Below are 16,798 nucleotides of genomic sequence, written 5' to 3'. Positions count from 1 at the left end.
CAAACCATGAACAACAATAATAGCCTGCTACGCCACATTCCGTGGCTGGCGCTGGCAGTCATCGGAGCCTGCGCGCTGGGTGTGGTCGCCCTGCGTCGTGGCGAGGCCATCAACGCCTTGTGGATCGTGGTCGCCGCAGTGGCCATCTACCTGGTCGCCTATCGCTACTACAGCCTGTTCATCGCCACCAAGGTGATGCAGCTGGACCCACGTCGGGCCACCCCGGCGGTGCTCAACAACGACGGTCTGGACTACGTGCCGACCAACAAACACATTCTCTTCGGTCACCACTTTGCCGCCATCGCGGGCGCCGGCCCCCTGGTCGGTCCGGTCCTGGCCGCACAGATGGGCTACCTGCCCGGCACGCTCTGGCTGATTGCCGGCGTGGTCCTGGCCGGTGCGGTGCAGGACTTCATGATCTTGTTCCTGTCCACCCGTCGCAACGGTCGCTCCTTGGGCGACATGGTGCGCGAGGAAATGGGCAGGATTCCGGGAACCATCGCCCTGTTCGGGTGCTTCCTGATCATGATCATCATCCTCGCGGTGCTGGCGCTGATCGTGGTCAAGGCCCTGGCCGAGAGCCCGTGGGGCATGTTCACGGTCATGGCGACCATTCCGATCGCGATGTTCATGGGCATCTACATGCGCTACATCCGCCCGGGCCGCATCGGCGAGATCTCGGTGATCGGCGTGGTGCTGTTGCTGCTGTCGATCTGGCTGGGGGGCCAGGTTGCCGCAGATCCGGTCTGGGGCCCGGCGTTCACCTTCACCGGCGTGCAAATCACCTGGATGCTGGTGGGCTATGGCTTTGTCGCTGCCGTACTGCCGGTGTGGCTGGTGCTGGCGCCACGTGACTACCTGTCGACCTTCCTCAAGATCGGCACCATCGTCGGCCTGGCCATCGGTATTCTGATCATCGCGCCAGAGCTGAAAATGCCAGCGCTTACGCAGTTCACCGACGGTACCGGTCCCGTCTGGAAGGGCACCCTGTTCCCGTTCCTGTTCATCACCATCGCCTGTGGCGCGGTGTCGGGCTTCCACGCCCTGATCTCCTCGGGCACCACGCCCAAGCTGCTGGACAACGAAACCAACGCCCGTTACATCGGTTACGGCGGCATGCTGATGGAGTCCTTCGTGGCGATCATGGCCATGGTTGCCGCCTCGGTGATCGAGCCGGGCGTGTACTTCGCCATGAACAGCCCGGCCGCGGTGGTCGGCGCCGACGTCGTGTCGGTGGCCCAGACCGTCAGCAACTGGGGCTTCACCATCACCCCGGACGCCCTGGAAGCGGTAGCCAAGGACATCGGCGAGCACACCATCCTGGCCCGTGCCGGCGGTGCGCCGACTTTGGCGGTAGGTATCGCGCAGATCCTGCACCAGGTGCTGCCGGGTGAGAACACCATGGCCTTCTGGTACCACTTCGCGATCCTGTTCGAGGCGCTGTTCATCCTCACCGCAGTGGACGCCGGTACCCGTGCCGGTCGCTTCATGCTCCAGGACCTGCTGGGCAGCTTCATCCCGGCCCTCAAGCGTACCGAGTCGTGGGGCGCCAACCTGCTCGCTACCGGTGGCTGCGTGGCCCTCTGGGGCTACCTGCTGTACCAGGGCGTGATCGACCCGCTGGGTGGCATCAACACCCTGTGGCCGCTGTTCGGTATCTCCAACCAGATGCTGGCCGGTATCGCCCTGATGCTCGGCACCGTGGTCCTGATCAAGATGAAGCGCCAGCAGTACATCTGGGTCACCCTGCTGCCTGCGGTCTGGCTGCTGATCTGCACCACCACGGCCGGTTTCATCAAGCTGTTCGATCCGAACCCGGCCGTCGGCTTCCTGGCCCTGGCCAACAAGTACAGCGTGGCGCTCGACGCCGGGCAGGTACTGGCACCGGCCAAGGACATGGGGCAGATGCAGCACGTGATCTTCAACGCCTATACCAACGCGGGCCTGACCGTTCTGTTCCTGTTCGTGGTGTTCAGCATTCTGTTCTTCGCCCTCAAGGTCGGCATCGCCGCCCTGGGCAAGAAAGAGCGCACCGACAAGGAAACCCCGTTCCAGGCCCTGCCGGACGCATAAACCAGGAGTACAGCCGTCATGTTCAACGACCTCGGTCGACTGGGTAAGTACCTGGGACAGGCAGCCCGCCTGATGGTCGGCATGCCCGACTACGACACCTATGTCGAGCACATGCAGACCAAGCACCCGGACAAGCCGGTGATGAGCTACGAAGCGTTCTTCCGCGAGCGCCAGGAAGCCCGTTACGGTGGCAAGGGTGGGCCCAAGTGTTGTTGATCCACAGTCACTGACGGCGCTTTAACCTGTGGGAGCCCGGCTAGCCGTGCTCCCACAGTCATTTTCAGTTGAGGAGATTTTCGTTTGCACGCGCCCATTCCCGTTACAGTGCTCAGCGGTTTCCTGGGTGCCGGCAAGACCACCTTGCTGCGCCATATACTCAAGGCCGAGCATGGCCTGAAGATCGCCGTGATCGAAAACGAATTCAGCGATGCCGGCATCGACAGCCAGTTGCTCGGCGATGAACCGGTGCAGGTCATGACCCTGGCCAACGGTTGCGTCTGCTGCAGCATCCACACCGACCTGACCAAGGCGTTGTTCCTGTTGCTCGAACGCCTGGACAGCGGCGAGATCGCCTTCGACCGCCTGGTGATCGAATGCACCGGCCTTGCCGACCCTGCGCCGGTGGCGCAGACCTTTTTCATCGACGAGGAATTGCGTGAGCGCTACCTCCTCGACGGCATCATCACCCTGGTCGATGCCGCGCATGCCGACCAGCACCTGACCCAGGCCATCGCCCAGGCCCAGGTGGGCTTTGCCGACCGCCTGCTGGTGAGCAAGACCGACCTGGTCGATAACGCCACCTTCCAGGCCCTGAGCGAGCGCCTGGGACGGATCAATCGCCGCGCGCCGATCCGGGTGGTCGAGCACGGTCGCATCGACCTTGCCGAATTGCTCGACGTGCGTGGCTTCAACCTCAATGCCGACCTGGGCGGCGGGCTGAGCCTGCGCCCGGTCAGCCAGCCGACCACGCCCGACCGGATCTCCAGCCTGGTGCTGCGCACCGATGTGCCGCTGGATATCGACCGCCTCAGCGACTTCATGAACCAGTTGCTGGAAGACCATGGCAAGCAGCTGCTGCGTTACAAGGGGGTGTTGAGCATCGCCGGTGAGGATCGGCGCCTGGTATTCCAGGGTGTGCTGAAGCTGTATGGCTTTGACTGGGATACCGAATGGGCTGAGGGGGAGGTGCGCGAGAGTGTGATGGTGTTTATTGCCGATGACTTGCCGGAGGCGAAGATCCGGGCAGGGTTCGACGGGTTAAGCTGAACTGTATGCCCACGCGGTCCCGGTGTGGTGGCCGAGACCGTGATTGTGGGTCAAGCTTCAGACCAGTCGACCCCGCGTTCCAGAATATTCAATCGAAAGCTGGTCGCAGGCGCGGACTTGCGAGCAATGAAGTAGCCGCCTTCATCAGTGCCGATGAAGTTTGTCGTCAGCCCGGCGCCAGTCGACGAACATTCGAGGTTGATGATGGCGAAATCAGTGATCAGGTCCGAAAGCACCATGTACTGGCGCGTGAGGCCAAAGCGAATGCGCCAGGGCGTTGGGTCGTTGCTTTCGATGGGGTGAGCCATGGCGACCCCATATTTGCTCTTGAAAACCCCTTGGCCCGCATAGTCGCCACTGCGGATGTAGAGATGATAGCCCTCTTCGCTGTGGCGAAAGTAAAGCACTGTGGCTGCAACATCTGCGGTAAGGTGAAAGTCCACCTGTCCGGCAGCGCGAGCTTGGTCCCAGGCTGCATCTGGTGTACTGAGGGCACCCAGGGCGCTGGATACATCCATTGAGCCCAGGTTGGGGTCGGGATGGGCCACCATCACATTTCGATCAGTGACCTCATTCAGGACGAAGACTGAATGACCATTGACCAGGAGAGTGGCGGTGAAGGAGAGTGCAATGTTATCGGTCATTGAATGCCTCCATGCGGCAGTTCGTGAGGCAACAGAGTAGAAATCCTCGCAGGTCTCTCACAGCCGGAACGCTTTCCGACACTCCCTCTTGAGCATCGCAGGAAACAATTACCGTACACCGTACGTTTGGCGTGTTCAGCCAGACCGGGGATTGAGCGTGCAATCACAGGGTGGAAAGCCCTGAGATTGCCGATCACTACACTTCGTCAGGGTTGCTCAGGTAAGCGGCATTGCGTTCCGTGATACGCAAGCGTAGCGGCAGTGCTTCGCCACCTTTGGCACCGATGTAGAGGTGGGGTGCGTCATGGCGTCGATAGCGGTGCCAGGGGTTCCCGGAGCGACGGTCCTGCACGTGGATGATCAGGCTGTCGCCCTTGAAATCGAGCAACTGCATCGGGCCTTTGGCGCCTATGAGGTTGACCTTCAAGGGGGAATGACTGTCGGGCGCAAAGGCGCCTATGGCACCACCGGCATAGCGCTCCAGGTCCTCATGGGTGTCCATGCTGAGGCATTTGCCAAAGTGTGCGCCAGGCGAGCGGACATACAGGGCATAGCCGTCATCCGTGCTGCGAAAGTAGAGCAGCAAGGGCTCGGCGGCCGTATCGCTGGGTTGGTGGCCCAGGAGGTGGGAGTCGTCGCGTTGCTGTGGGCGGCCGCTGAAAATTCCGCCGCCGGTTTGAGCCTGGGTGACCCGCACCGGACCACCTGTCAATGTCTCCAGAAAGTGCAGGGGCAAGCGCGGGGTATCGACTTGAGCGATGAACGACTGCTGTCGGTGTGTAGCCATCGGGGTTCTCCATGAGTACCTGAGGTGGATTCCTCCCGCACAACCCTGACGCTGTACCGTGGCAACTCACAGACGGAAAAAAACCCGGCGCAAGGCCGGGTTTTTTTAACGCAGCTGAGCTTACTTGCCGTATACCGGCAGTTTTGCGCAGATGGCCTTGACCTTCTCGCGAACGGCGTCGATCACCGCTTCGTTGTTCAGGTCGGCCAGGATGTCGCAGATCCAGCCCGCCAGTTCTTTACACTCGGCCTCTTTGAAGCCGCGAGTGGTCACAGCCGGGGTGCCGAAGCGCAGGCCGGAGGTGACGAACGGGGAGCGTGGGTCGTTCGGTACCGAGTTCTTGTTGACGGTGATGAAAGCCTTGCCCAGGGCGGCGTCGGCGTCCTTACCGGAGATTTCCTGCTTGATCAGCGACAGCAGGAACAGGTGGTTCTGGGTACCACCGGAAACCACGTCGAAACCGCGCTCGATGAACACGCCGGCCATGGCCTGGGCGTTCTTCACCACTTGCTGCTGGTAGGCCTTGAACTCAGGCTGCAGTGCTTCCTTGAAGCAGATGGCCTTGGCGGCGATCACGTGCTCCAGTGGGCCGCCCTGGGCGCCCGGGAATACGGCGGAGTTCAGCTTCTTCTCGATGTCGGCGTTGGCACGGGCCAGGATCAGGCCGCCACGTGGACCGCGCAGGGTCTTGTGGGTGGTGGTGGTGACCACGTCGGCGAACGGCACCGGGTTCGGGTACACGCCAGCGGCAACCAGGCCGGCAACGTGGGCCATGTCGACGAACAGGTAGGCACCGACCTTGTCGGCGATGGCGCGGAAGCGGGCGAAGTCCAGGACTTGCGAGTAGGCCGAGAAACCGGCAACGATCATCTTCGGCTTGTGCTCGACGGCCAGGCGCTCGACTTCGTCGTAGTCGATCAGGCCGTTGGCGTCGATGCCGTACTGGATGGCGTTGTACAGCTTGCCCGACGAGCTCACGGAAGCACCGTGGGTCAGGTGACCACCGTGGGCCAGGCTCATGCCCAGGATGGTGTCACCAGCCGACAGCAGGGCCAGGTAGACGGCGGCGTTGGCCTGGGAACCGGCGTGCGGCTGGACGTTGGCGTAGTCGGCGCCGAACAGTTCCTTGGCGCGGTCGATGGCCAGTTGCTCAACGACGTCGACGTACTCGCAACCACCGTAGTAGCGCTTGCCCGGGTAGCCTTCGGCGTATTTGTTGGTCAGAACCGAACCCTGGGCTTCCATGACAGCCGGGCTGGTGTAGTTTTCCGAAGCAATCAGCTCGATGTGCTCTTCCTGGCGCTGGGCTTCTTGCTCCATGGCGGCAAAGAGATCGGCGTCGTACTTGGCAATGGTCAAATCACGGCTGAACATGGCGGTCCTCAAGGATCGTGCTGAAATAGGCCGGCATTCTACCTCATCAGCTTTTGTCTGGCATATGAAAGGGCATCATGTCGCAGACAAGTGGGCTTCATTCAGGGGTAGGTGGTGGATTCATCGCGGGGCAAGCCCGCTCCCACAAGGCAATCGGGCACCTGTGGGAGCGGGTGTCGGCGGCCGACTTGCCCCGCGATGTGGGCTACTCGAACATGAACAGCGTTTCGTTGCTGAACTGCGCTTCGAACTGGGTCGCCGGCATCGGCCGGCCGAACAGGTAGCCCTGCACCTCGTCGCAGCCGTGCTCCCGGAGGAACTCCAGCTGCTCGTGGGTTTCCACACCTTCGGCGATCACCGCCAGGTTCAGGCTGTGGGCCATGGCAATGATCGCCCGGGCGATCTGGGCATCCTGCTCGCCTTCGGGCAGGCCATCGACGAAGGTGCGGTCGATCTTCAGCACATCGATAGGGAACTGCTTGAGGTAGTTGAGCGACGAATAGCCGGTGCCGAAGTCGTCCACCGCAATGCTCAGGCCGAGGTTCTTCAGGCTGTCGAGGATCACCATGGCTTCGTTGACCTCGCGCATCAGGATACTTTCGGTCAGTTCCAGCTCAAGGCACGCCGGCGGCAGGCCGGTGTCCTTGAGGATGGTGGCGATGCGTTCGCCCAGCTGGCCGTCGGAGAACTGCCGGGCCGAGATGTTCACCGACACCTTGGGCACCCGTACCTTGTCCTGGTGCCAGGCCTTGAGCTGGCGGCAGGCTTCCTTGAGCACCCAGTCGCCGACATCCACCACCAGGCCCAGCTCTTCGATCACCGGAATGAAGTCACCCGGCGGCACCAGCCCGCGCCGCGGATGGCGCCAGCGCAGCAGGGCCTCGGCACCGGTCAGGCGCTTGCCGTCGCCGCTGAACTGCGGCTGGTAATAAAGAATGAACTCGTTCTGTTCCAGGGCATGGCGCAGGTCGCTTTCCAGCTCCAGGCGTTCCAGCGCACTGGCGTTCATGTCGGCCTGGTAGAACTGGAAGTTGTTCTTGCCGCGCTCCTTGGCGTGGTACATGGCGGTGTCGGCGTTCTTCATCAGCTGGCTGAGTTCGCTGCCGTCCTGCGGGCTCAGGGCGATACCGATACTGGCGGTGACGAAGAACTCGCGGTTTTCCAGGACGAAGGGGCGTACCAGGCTGGCAAGGATCTGCTCGGCGACATGGATGGCGCGGTTCAGGGCCATCTCGCGGCTGGCCCGGGGTTGCAGCAACAGGGTGAACTCGTCGCCCCCCATGCGCGCCACGGTGTCGTCGTTGTCGACGCAATCGAGCAGGCGTTCGGCCATGTCCTTGAGCATGCGGTCGCCCGCGGCATGACCCAGGGAGTCGTTGATCGGCTTGAAGCGGTCCAGGTCGAGGAACATCAGCACGACCCAGGCCTTCTGCCGTTCGGCCTGTTGCAGGGCAGTGTGCAGGCGATCCTGGAACAGGCTGCGATTGGGCAGGTGGGTCAGGGCGTCGTAATAGGCCAGGCGATGAATGCGCTGCTCGCTGGCCTTGCGTTCGCTGATGTCGGTGAAGAAGCACACGTAACTGGCCAGGTCGCCCTCATCATCGAGCACGGCGGTGATGCCGACCCAGGCCGGGTAGTGTTCGCCGTTACGCCGCTTGAGCCAGACTTCGCCTTCCCAGGTACCGCGGTGGTTGAGTTGCTTGAGCACGTAGCGCAGGTGGGCTTCCTGGTGCTCGTCCACCGTCAGCATACCGGGCAGTTGATCGAGGACGTCGGCCACGGCGTGGCCACTGACGCGGCTGAAAGCCTCGTTGGCCTGGACGATATAGCCGGCCGGGTCGGTGATCAGGATCGCCGACGTCGAGTGCTCGAATACCGTGGCGGCCATGCGCAGGTCTTTCTCGGCGCGGCGCTGCTGGCTGATGTCGCGACCGACCCCGAGGATGCCCTGGAAGCGTTCCTGCTCGTCCCACACCAGCACCAGGCGCAGCTCGATCGGGATCTTGCGGCCATCGGCGCGCAGGCAGTCGAAGAGGAACAGCTGGCTCGGCAGTTGCGCACGCAGTTGCGCCAGTTGCTCGGGGTCGCTCATGGCGCGGTTGACCCGCTCGATCAGGGCGTAGATACCGGTCAACTGCGCCGGGTTGGCGATGGTCGAATTCCAGCCGTTGTCGAAGATCCACTGCACTTGATAGCCCAGCACCGACTGCACCGAGGGGCTGACATAGTCGAGTTGCAGCTGGCTGTCGGTGGAGAAGATCACGTCGCTGATGCTTTCGGCGAGCATGCGGTAGCGCTGTTCGCTGTCGCGCAGGGACTCGCTGGCCTCGATCTGGTCGGTGACGTCCTTGCCGACGCCGATGATGCGCGTCACCAGGCCATTGGCATCGCGGGCCAGGGCCTGCTCGCGAATGTCGAAACGCCGCCAGCTCAGGTCCTGGTGGCGGAAACGCAACTGGCAATGCAGTTGATCGGCATAGCCGCAATCGCGTTGCTGCCGGCGCATCTGGCGATACAGTTCGGCGTCCTCCGGGTGCAGGAGGATCTCCCAGAAGCGTTCGCCCATCTGCGCCAGGCGTGCACGGTCGTACCCCAGGGTCTGGCCCAGGTTGCGGTTGCTGAAGATCATCCGCTGGCTTTGCACGTCCTGGACATACAACTGGTCGGGGACCGTACGCACCACGTCTGACCAGAAGCTCTCGCGTTCGAGCAGCGACAGCTCGACCTGCTTGCGGCTGGTGATGTCACTGATGCTCAGGATCACCGCCTGGTAGTCGCGGCGCTGCTCGGGGAACTTCACCATCAGCCACAAGTGCAGGTGCTGGCCGTCGGCGACCGGCAGGCGGACCTCCAGCTCAAGCTGGGGCTGGTGGTCCAGCACCGCTTCGAGCAGTTGCACACCGATGCCTTCGATGGCGTTGTCGGCGCCCTCGATCAGGCGTTGCCAGGCGCTGTTGCAGCAGTTCACCCCCAGCAGTTCGAGGGCCACCTGGTTGACCTCGGTGATCTTGAGCTCCTGAAGCAAGGTGCGGCGCAGCGGCAGGTCGTAGGCCAGGCGCTGCTGCAGGGCCGGACGGCTGCGCAGGCGATGGCGCTCCAGTTGCCCTGGCAGGCCGGACAAGTCGAGCACGCACAGGGCCACCCCGGTGCCTTCGAAAATGTCGTGATAGCGCCGGCGGCTTTCGTGCAGCATGCGGTGGCGCCGGCGCATGTTGATCAGCGCCAGCAGCGGCAGCAGGGCGCAGACAAGGCCCAGCAGGCATTTGCCGATCAGCGCCGGCAATAGCCGCTCACGGGCCAGCCCGGCATCGAACAGGCCGCGCAGTTGCCAGGTGCTGTTGTCGAGGAAGGCCAGCATGACGCTTTGCAGCGGCTCGTCACTGCCCGGAGTGGGCTGGTGGCGATTGATGATCTCGCCGGTGCGGCTGTTTTCCAGCAACCACAGCGGATGGTTGGGGCGGTCCAGGTGCGAGGTCAGTTCGGTGTAGTAGCCAGGCCCCAGGCGCAGTAGCCAATAGCCGGGTTTGTCGCCGTTCTGGCGCAGCAGCAGGTAGATGTGCCGGTTATCTGCGGAATTGCTGAAGTAGTGTGTGCGGCCCTGATTGAGTCGCAGCAACTCGTCCAGGGTGTGGCGATCCGGTGTTTTACCCAGGCTGTCGACAAGGATGGCACCGTCTGCGTCGATCCAGGCCAGGCTTTGCAGGGCCGGCAACTGCGCCTGCAGGCGGGCCAGAATCTGGGGCACCTGCGCCGACGCGGGCGGCGAGCGATAGGGCTGCACCAGGTTCTGCGCTACCTGTGCCTTGAGCGCCATGTTCAGGGTCATGTGGTCGGCCAGTTCGGCGCTGGCATTGAGGCTGTGCTGATGCTGATCGGCCTGGGTATGACGATACTGGTCGACCAGTTGCCAGAGCAGCAGGCCGAGCAACAGCAGGACCAGCAGGGCCAGGGCGCTTTTCAGGGAGCCGCGCAAGAGTGAGCCGGACGCGCTGGACGGTTTGCGCAATGGAGTCGGCTGATTGAGATTGGTCAAACGGTGGTCCTGCGGTATGACGGGATGGCAGGTTTAGAGCTGCTGGCTGGCAAATGCCGCGGTCCTGGCGGCGACTCCGGTGACGCATCATAAGGCCGACGCCCGAAGGGCGGCTAGCATGCCCGCAAACGTGGCAAAGTGCCAGCCCTGTTCGTCGGCGGTTTGCCCAACAAGGCGCATTACGGTAGCTTTGGCCCTTTCCTGGAAGCTGCGGCTTCCTTCATCTGCATCACTCTCATTATTTCGTCTCTGACGCTAGGTTTTTCCATGGCTCAATACGTCTATACCATGCATCGGCTGGGCAAGGTTGTCCCGCCGAAGCGGGAAATCTTGAAGAACATCTCCCTGTCGTTTTTCCCAGGCGCCAAGATCGGCGTGCTGGGCCTGAACGGCTCGGGTAAATCCACCCTGCTCAAGATCATGGCTGGCGTCGACACCGAGTTCGACGGTGAAGCCCGCCCGATGCCGGAGCTGAACATCGGTTACCTGCCGCAGGAACCGCAACTGGATCCGGCCAAGACCGTGCGTGAAGTGGTCGAGGAAGCGGTCAGCGTGATCAAGGACGCCCAGGCGCGCCTGGACGAGGTCTATGCCGCCTATGCCGAACCGGATGCCGACTTCGACAAGCTGGCCGCCGAGCAGGCCAAGCTGGAAGCCATCCTGCAGGCCGCCGACGGTCACAACCTGGAACGCCAGCTGGAAGTCGCCGCCGATGCGCTGCGCCTGCCGGCCTGGGACGCCAGGGTCGAACACCTGTCTGGTGGCGAGAAGCGCCGCGTAGCCCTGTGCCGCCTGCTGCTGTCGGCCCCCGACATGCTCCTGCTGGACGAGCCGACCAACCACCTGGACGCCGATTCCGTCGCCTGGCTGGAGCACTTCCTGCACGACTTCCCGGGCACCGTTGTGGCCATTACCCACGACCGTTACTTCCTCGACAACGTCGCTGGCTGGATCCTCGAACTCGACCGTGGCGCCGGTATCCCGTACGAAGGCAACTACTCCGGCTGGCTGGAAGCCAAGTCCGATCGTCTGGCCCAGGAGTCCAAGCAGCAGTCGGCCCATGAAAAGGCCATGAAGGAAGAGCTGGAGTGGGTGCGCAAAGGCGCCAAGGCCCGCCAGTCCAAGTCCAAGGCCCGTCTGCAACGCTTCGAGGAAATGCAGTCGCAGGAATTCCAGAAGCGCAGCGAAACCAACGAGATCTACATCCCGGCCGGTCCTCGCCTGGGCGACAAGGTCATCGAGTTCAAGAACGTCACCAAGGGCTACGGCGACCGCGTACTGATCGACAACCTGTCGTTCAGCATGCCAAAAGGCGCCATCGTCGGCGTGATCGGTGGTAACGGTGCCGGTAAATCGACCCTGTTCCGCATGCTGATGGGCAAGGAACAGCCGGACTCGGGCAGCATCGAGATCGGCGAAACCGTACAACTGGCCTGCGTCGACCAGAGCCGCGAGGACCTGGACGGCAACAAGACCGTGTTCCAGCAGATCTCCGACGGTTCCGACCAGCTGCGGATCGGCACCTACGAGATTCCGTCGCGTACCTACGTCGGCCGTTTCAACTTCAAGGGTGGCGACCAGCAGAAGTTCGTCAAGGACCTCTCCGGTGGTGAGCGTGGCCGCCTGCACCTGGCCCTGACCCTCAAGGAGGGCGCCAACGTCCTGCTGCTCGACGAACCGTCCAACGACCTGGACGTGGAAACCCTGCGTTCGCTGGAGGAAGCCCTGCTGGACTTCCCGGGCGCCGCCATCGTGATCTCTCACGATCGCTGGTTCCTGGACCGCGTGGCCACCCACATCCTGGCGTACGAAGACGACTCGCAAGCGGTCTTCTTCGAGGGCAACTACACCGAGTACGAAGCCGATCGCAAGAAGCGCCTGGGCGAAGCTGCTGCCCAACCGCACCGGGTACGGCACAAAAAACTGGCATGACCTGCCGGGTTTTGCACTAAAACGGGGCCTTCGGGCCCCGTTTTTTTTGCCTGGATTTGCGTTGGCCTTATCGCTGGCTACGCCAGCTCCCACGGGGTTTTCTGTGGGAGCTGGCGTAGCCAGCGATGCTTTTCAGTTTGTATACACTTATACAAATGCACCGTTTAATTTCATAAAAACGACATATTGCCCTGTCGCGGTGCGATGAGTTCTTGGTAAAGTCGGGAAAAAAACACAAGTCCAACTCTATCTGGTGAATGTCTAAATGTTCGAATCCGTCGAAGACTTCCTCGCGCGCCTCAAACAACGCGACCCTGCCCAGCCTGAATTCCACCAGGCCGTCGAAGAGGTGCTACGCAGCCTCTGGCCGTTCCTCGAAGCCAATCCTCATTACCTCAAGGCCGGCATCCTCGAACGCATGGTCGAGCCTGAGCGGGCGATCCTGTTCCGCGTGTCGTGGACGGACGATGCCGGCAAGGTCCAGGTCAACCGCGGCTACCGCATCCAGATGAGCAGCGCCATCGGCCCGTACAAGGGCGGCCTGCGTTTCCACCCGTCGGTGAACCTGGGCGTGCTCAAGTTCCTGGCCTTCGAGCAGGTGTTCAAGAACTCCCTGACCTCGCTGCCCATGGGCGGTGGCAAGGGTGGTTCGGACTTCGATCCCAAGGGCAAGAGCGATGCCGAAGTCATGCGCTTCTGCCAGGCCTTCATGAGCGAGCTGTATCGCCACATTGGCGCCGACCTCGACGTACCGGCCGGTGATATCGGTGTGGGTGCGCGTGAAATCGGCTACATGTTCGGCCAGTACAAGCGCCTGGCCAACGAGTTCACCTCGGTGCTGACCGGCAAGGGCATGACCTACGGCGGCAGCCTGATCCGTCCGGAAGCTACCGGCTACGGCTGCGTCTACTTTGCCGAAGAAATGCTCAAGCGCCAGGACCAGCGTATCGACGGTAGCCGCGTGGCCATCTCCGGCTCCGGCAACGTGGCCCAGTACGCCGCGCGCAAGGTCATGGACCTGGGCGGCAAGGTGATCTCGCTGTCCGACTCCGAAGGCACCCTGTTCTGCGAAGCGGGCCTGACCGACGAGCAATGGGATGCACTGATGGAGCTCAAGAACGTCAAGCGCGGCCGCATCAGCGAGCTGGCCGAGCGTTTCGGCCTGGAGTTCCGCAAGGGCGAGCGCCCATGGAACCTGCCGTGCGACATCGCCCTGCCATGCGCGACCCAGAACGAGCTGGACCCCGAAGACGCCCGCACCTTGTTGCGCAACGGCTGCATCTGCGTGGCCGAAGGGGCGAACATGCCGACCACGCTGGAAGCTGTGGATATCTTCATCGAAGCGGGCATCCTGTTCGCTCCGGGCAAGGCTTCCAACGCCGGCGGTGTTGCGGTGAGTGGCCTGGAGATGTCGCAGAACGCCATGCGACTGCTGTGGACCGCGGGTGAAGTGGACAGCAAGCTGCACAACATCATGCAGTCGATCCACCATGCCTGCGTGCACTACGGCGAGGAAAACGGCCGCATCAACTACGTCAAGGGCGCCAACATCGCGGGCTTCGTGAAGGTCGCCGACGCCATGTTGGCCCAGGGCGTGGTCTAATCCTGGGGTGTGATGGCGACGATCTCGATCGACTGATCCCCAGCCGGTCGTCGCCACAGCACTACATCCCCGGGCGCGGCACCCAGCAGCGCCCGACCCAGGGGTGAGCCCCAGTTGATCAGGCCATGGGCGGCATCGGCCTGGTCTTCACCGACCAGTTGCACCTCATGCTGCTGGTTCTGTTCATCGAGATAGGTCACCCGGCTGCCGATCTGCACCTTGTCCGTGGCGCTCGCCCTGGGCACCACCTGGGCGCTTTGCAGGCGCGCGGTGAAGTAGCGCAGGTCGCGTTCGCTGTCGGCCAGGCGCTGCTTGTCGGCCTGCTCGCCTTGTGCCTGCAGTGCGGTGCGCAGGGCATTGAGTTCACTGACCCGCTGTTGCAGCTGGACCAGGCCCTGGGCGGTGACGTAGTTGGGCTGCTCGCTGACCCTGCGCTCCACCGGCGTGTCGGCCTGCTCGGCGGCCAGCTCTTCGTTGACGAATGCTCGGCTCATGAAGGTCTCCTTTCTCTGAAGACCATACTGACATGCCGGTCGTTTCTTTGGTTGCCCGTTTGCGACTTACTTGCGTCGATAGGCGCGGGCGGCGTCACGGTCCTTTTCCTCTTGCCACTGCTCGTCGCGCTCATCCCAATGGCGTGCGCGGTAGTCCTGCAGGTCCTGGTTCTCCTGCATGGCGTGGCACTGGCGAAAACCGTCGTCCCAGCCGGTCTCGTACTGGCGGTTGTGCAGGTAGCGCGGTACGTCCTTGCGAAAGTCGCCTTCCATCACGCCGGCGGCCTGGCGACCGCTGCTGCAGCCGTCCTGGAAGCCGTCGGCATAGGCCGGCGGATAGCCTTGATTGATCAATTGTTCATGGGTCGATTCGCAACCCGTGAATGCAGCCATTATCACCAACAGCAACCCAAACCACCGCATGTCCAGACTCTCCGCTTGCCAGGGAAAGTCTAGGGGGTGGTTTGTCGATGCCTTGTCAAAAGGATGTGATCAGCACCTTGCTTCACTGTCGGAAATACCGCCTTGGCCCTGTAGCCGCTGCCGCCAGGCTGCGATCGACTGCGCAGCAGTCGCAACCCAGGCACCGCGGTAAGCCAGACCTACCGGGTTGTCAGGTTTTGCGGCCGCTACGCGGCCGATCGCAGCCTGGCGGCAGCGGCTACAGTCGGGGCCGGCGAAGGCTTCCTAGTAGTGATACCACTTGAGCTCCAGCATCACCTCGTTCTGCGCTGACGCCAATTGACTGAACTCGCGCTTCGCACTCAGGCGCACCCCCAGGTCCTGCGACAGCTCCCATTGCTGATTGAGGCTCAGGCTGCGACGCACTTCGCCATTGGTGAAATAGTCGCCCTTGGCTTCCAGGCTCAGGTTGCCCAGCGGGTTGCGCCACAACAGGCCGGTATTGAAGCCGGCAGCCGGGGCGATGAATTCGGCGAAGTCATTGTTGTGCTCGACCCGCACGGTACCCAGGGCGAAGCCGAGCATTGCGTCGGCCAGTTGCCAGGTACCACCGGCACCGCCATTGACGTGGCTGACCAGCACATCGTCCTCGTGCTTGCCCAGTACCCGTTCAAGACCACCGGTCACCTGCCACGACCAGGGTTTCAGCAGGTCGTTGCGCGGGGTCAGCGAGCGGATGGTGGCCAGGTCAAGGCGCTGCACCTGCCAGTCGTTGTTCTCGTACTGACGCAGCTTGAGCTGGAGGATCTCGATCTGCGCGCCCAGCGGGAAACCGTAGGCGTTGTCGTTGAGGTCGTGGTAGGCCATGCGCAGGCCGTACTCGGCAAAGGCGCGGTCTTCGCGGGTGCCCACGCCCAGTTGCCAGGTGCGCGACTGATGGCCGTCCTCGGGCAGGCCGGGGCGTTCGATGTCTAGCGCCGGTGGCGGATTGCGGTTGATTGCCCGCAGCAGTTCGAAGCTGCGTTTGCTGCGCGCCGGGTCACGCTCCTGGCCATTGGCGCGGTAGCGCTCCAGACGGTAGGCGGCGTCCTGGATCAAGGCCTGGCGCTCGCGTGGCCGGGCGATGAATCCGGGGCTCTGCAACTGCGTGGTATCGGCGCTGAGCGCCAGCACCTGCTGTTGTTCCTCACCACTCAGGGGCTTGGCGCGTTCAAGCAGCTCGCGTTCACGTGAGGGACGGTAGTCGATGCGTTCGACCAGCCCCGCCTGCTTGACCGCCTTGACCGTGTCGGTAGGGATCGCCGTCAACGGGAACTGCGAGGTCAGGTCCAGGCTCGGGCGGGCCACCTGCAGCAGTTCCAGCAGGCGATAGGAGCAGTTTTCATCGAAGAAGAAATAGTCGAACTGGATCTGCTTGAGCTCCCAGACGTGTTCGACCATGCGCCCGGTTTCTTCCGGGGTCAGGTTCAACTGGTATTCCCACAGGTCGCGGTTTTCCAGGCTGCGGTACTCGGAGAGTTTTTCCTGGTAGGGCACCAGGGCGAACAGGCCCGGATAGCCGCCCATCAGGCCTTTCCAGGCGTAGAGAATGCTGTTGTCGCTGCCTTCGATATAGGCGCCGAAGTTGATCGCGTAACTGAGCAGTGCAGTCTCGTTGCTTTGCACGTCGGCCTGGTCGATGCGCAGCAGGGTATGGCCGAACATCGACGAGGGACTGTTGAGGTAGGCGGCCGGGAAGATCATCACCGCGCTGTGCGGCGCGACATCCTTGAACCACTGGGTGTATTGCGTGCAGTCAGGGGCGGGCAGGTCATCGAGCTGCAGTTGCTCGCGCAGCCAGCGGGTGCGCGCCGGGAACACGCATTGGGCATGCTGGTCGCCCAGGCTGGCCGGTGCATACAGGGCCTGGACGGTGGCGCGCAGTTCCTGGTCGGGGTGGTGAGCGCCGTCTTCGGCGAGGAAGAAGCGCCGGTCATCCACATAGCTGCGCCAGCCGCCGAGCTTGGCGGTTTCGTAGTGTCCCAGGGCGATCCAGTAGCGGTCGGCGGCCAGTTGCGCGAGGCGCGCATCATCGAACGAGGGAGCAGCGTGCAGCGGGGCGCAGGCACAGAGCGCCAGGTAGGCAAGGCGTTTGAGCATGTCGGGCAACTACGTCTGAATGATGCCGATAGAGGCAGGAAGCAACCCGCC

Annotated in this window: 12 protein-coding genes; 5 read left to right on the top strand and 7 right to left on the bottom strand. The window is 62.8% G+C overall.

What is annotated here, in order from left to right:
- Nucleotides 1–6: 6 nt before the first annotated feature.
- The 3 genes from ACIQUS_RS06655 to yjiA all read left to right on the top strand — a co-directional run bounded on the left by ACIQUS_RS06655 (nt 7) and on the right by yjiA (nt 3,339).
- Complete coding sequence (locus tag ACIQUS_RS06655; protein WP_403044463.1) at nt 7–2,073, top strand: carbon starvation CstA family protein; 2,067 nt, start codon at nt 7–9, stop codon at nt 2,071–2,073.
- A gap of 18 nt (nt 2,074–2,091) precedes the next feature.
- The gene (locus ACIQUS_RS06650; RefSeq protein ID WP_065759275.1) at nt 2,092–2,289 is read left to right on the top strand and encodes a YbdD/YjiX family protein; all 198 of its coding nucleotides are present in this window, start codon (nt 2,092–2,094) and stop codon (nt 2,287–2,289) included.
- Between the two features lie 84 nt (nt 2,290–2,373).
- Nucleotides 2,374–3,339 carry a GTPase gene (gene yjiA, locus ACIQUS_RS06645; RefSeq protein WP_403044459.1) on the top strand — a complete coding sequence of 322 codons (966 nt, stop codon included), beginning with the start codon at nt 2,374–2,376 and terminating at the stop codon, nt 3,337–3,339.
- A 50-nt stretch (nt 3,340–3,389) separates the two neighbouring features.
- Here yjiA and ACIQUS_RS06640 read toward each other — a convergent pair whose 3' ends face one another.
- The 4 genes from ACIQUS_RS06640 to ACIQUS_RS06625 all read right to left on the bottom strand — a co-directional run bounded on the left by ACIQUS_RS06640 (nt 3,390) and on the right by ACIQUS_RS06625 (nt 10,177).
- Nucleotides 3,390–3,983, bottom strand: coding sequence for a hypothetical protein (locus ACIQUS_RS06640; RefSeq protein ID WP_403044456.1), 594 nt, complete (start codon nt 3,981–3,983; stop codon nt 3,390–3,392).
- Nucleotides 3,984–4,179: 196 nt separating this feature from the next.
- Nucleotides 4,180–4,770, bottom strand: coding sequence for a hypothetical protein (locus tag ACIQUS_RS06635; protein ID WP_403044453.1), 591 nt, complete (start codon nt 4,768–4,770; stop codon nt 4,180–4,182).
- Between the two features lie 120 nt (nt 4,771–4,890).
- A complete protein-coding gene (gene glyA, locus ACIQUS_RS06630; RefSeq protein WP_403044450.1) occupies nt 4,891–6,144 on the bottom strand; it encodes a serine hydroxymethyltransferase in 1,254 nt (417 codons plus the stop codon).
- A 205-nt stretch (nt 6,145–6,349) separates the two neighbouring features.
- Nucleotides 6,350–10,177, bottom strand: coding sequence for an EAL domain-containing protein (locus ACIQUS_RS06625; protein ID WP_403044448.1), 3,828 nt, complete (start codon nt 10,175–10,177; stop codon nt 6,350–6,352).
- Nucleotides 10,178–10,444: 267 nt separating this feature from the next.
- Here ACIQUS_RS06625 and ettA point away from each other — a divergent pair, with 267 nt between their 5' ends.
- On the top strand, nt 10,445–12,109 hold the full coding sequence (gene ettA / locus ACIQUS_RS06620; RefSeq protein ID WP_403044445.1) for an energy-dependent translational throttle protein EttA: 1,665 nt from the start codon (nt 10,445–10,447) through the stop codon (nt 12,107–12,109).
- A 265-nt stretch (nt 12,110–12,374) separates the two neighbouring features.
- A complete protein-coding gene (gene gdhA, locus ACIQUS_RS06615) occupies nt 12,375–13,712 on the top strand; it encodes an NADP-specific glutamate dehydrogenase (RefSeq protein ID WP_403044443.1) in 1,338 nt (445 codons plus the stop codon).
- Here the strand turns inward: gdhA and ACIQUS_RS06610 are convergent.
- The 3 genes from ACIQUS_RS06610 to ACIQUS_RS06600 form a co-directional block, all read right to left on the bottom strand.
- Entirely contained in the window at nt 13,709–14,206 is a 498-nt protein-coding gene (locus ACIQUS_RS06610; RefSeq protein WP_403044440.1) for a GreA/GreB family elongation factor, read from the bottom strand. The two genes, gdhA and ACIQUS_RS06610, sit on opposite strands and share 4 nt — an antisense overlap.
- A 66-nt stretch (nt 14,207–14,272) precedes the next feature.
- Nucleotides 14,273–14,635 (bottom strand): hypothetical protein, encoded by a 363-nt coding sequence (locus ACIQUS_RS06605; protein ID WP_403044641.1) that lies wholly within the window; start codon nt 14,633–14,635, stop codon nt 14,273–14,275.
- 258 nt (nt 14,636–14,893) lie between these two features.
- Nucleotides 14,894–16,747, bottom strand: a complete 1,854-nt coding sequence (locus ACIQUS_RS06600; protein ID WP_403044437.1) for a DUF4105 domain-containing protein — start codon at nt 16,745–16,747, stop codon at nt 14,894–14,896.
- Nucleotides 16,748–16,798 lie beyond the last annotated feature (51 nt).

It is taken from the genome of Pseudomonas sp. NPDC090755 (assembly GCF_044769005.1).
Classification (GTDB): Bacteria; Pseudomonadota; Gammaproteobacteria; order Pseudomonadales; family Pseudomonadaceae; genus Aquipseudomonas.
The sequence above is the reverse complement of the archived record's forward strand: the minus strand, read 5'-3'. Positions and strand labels throughout refer to the sequence as shown.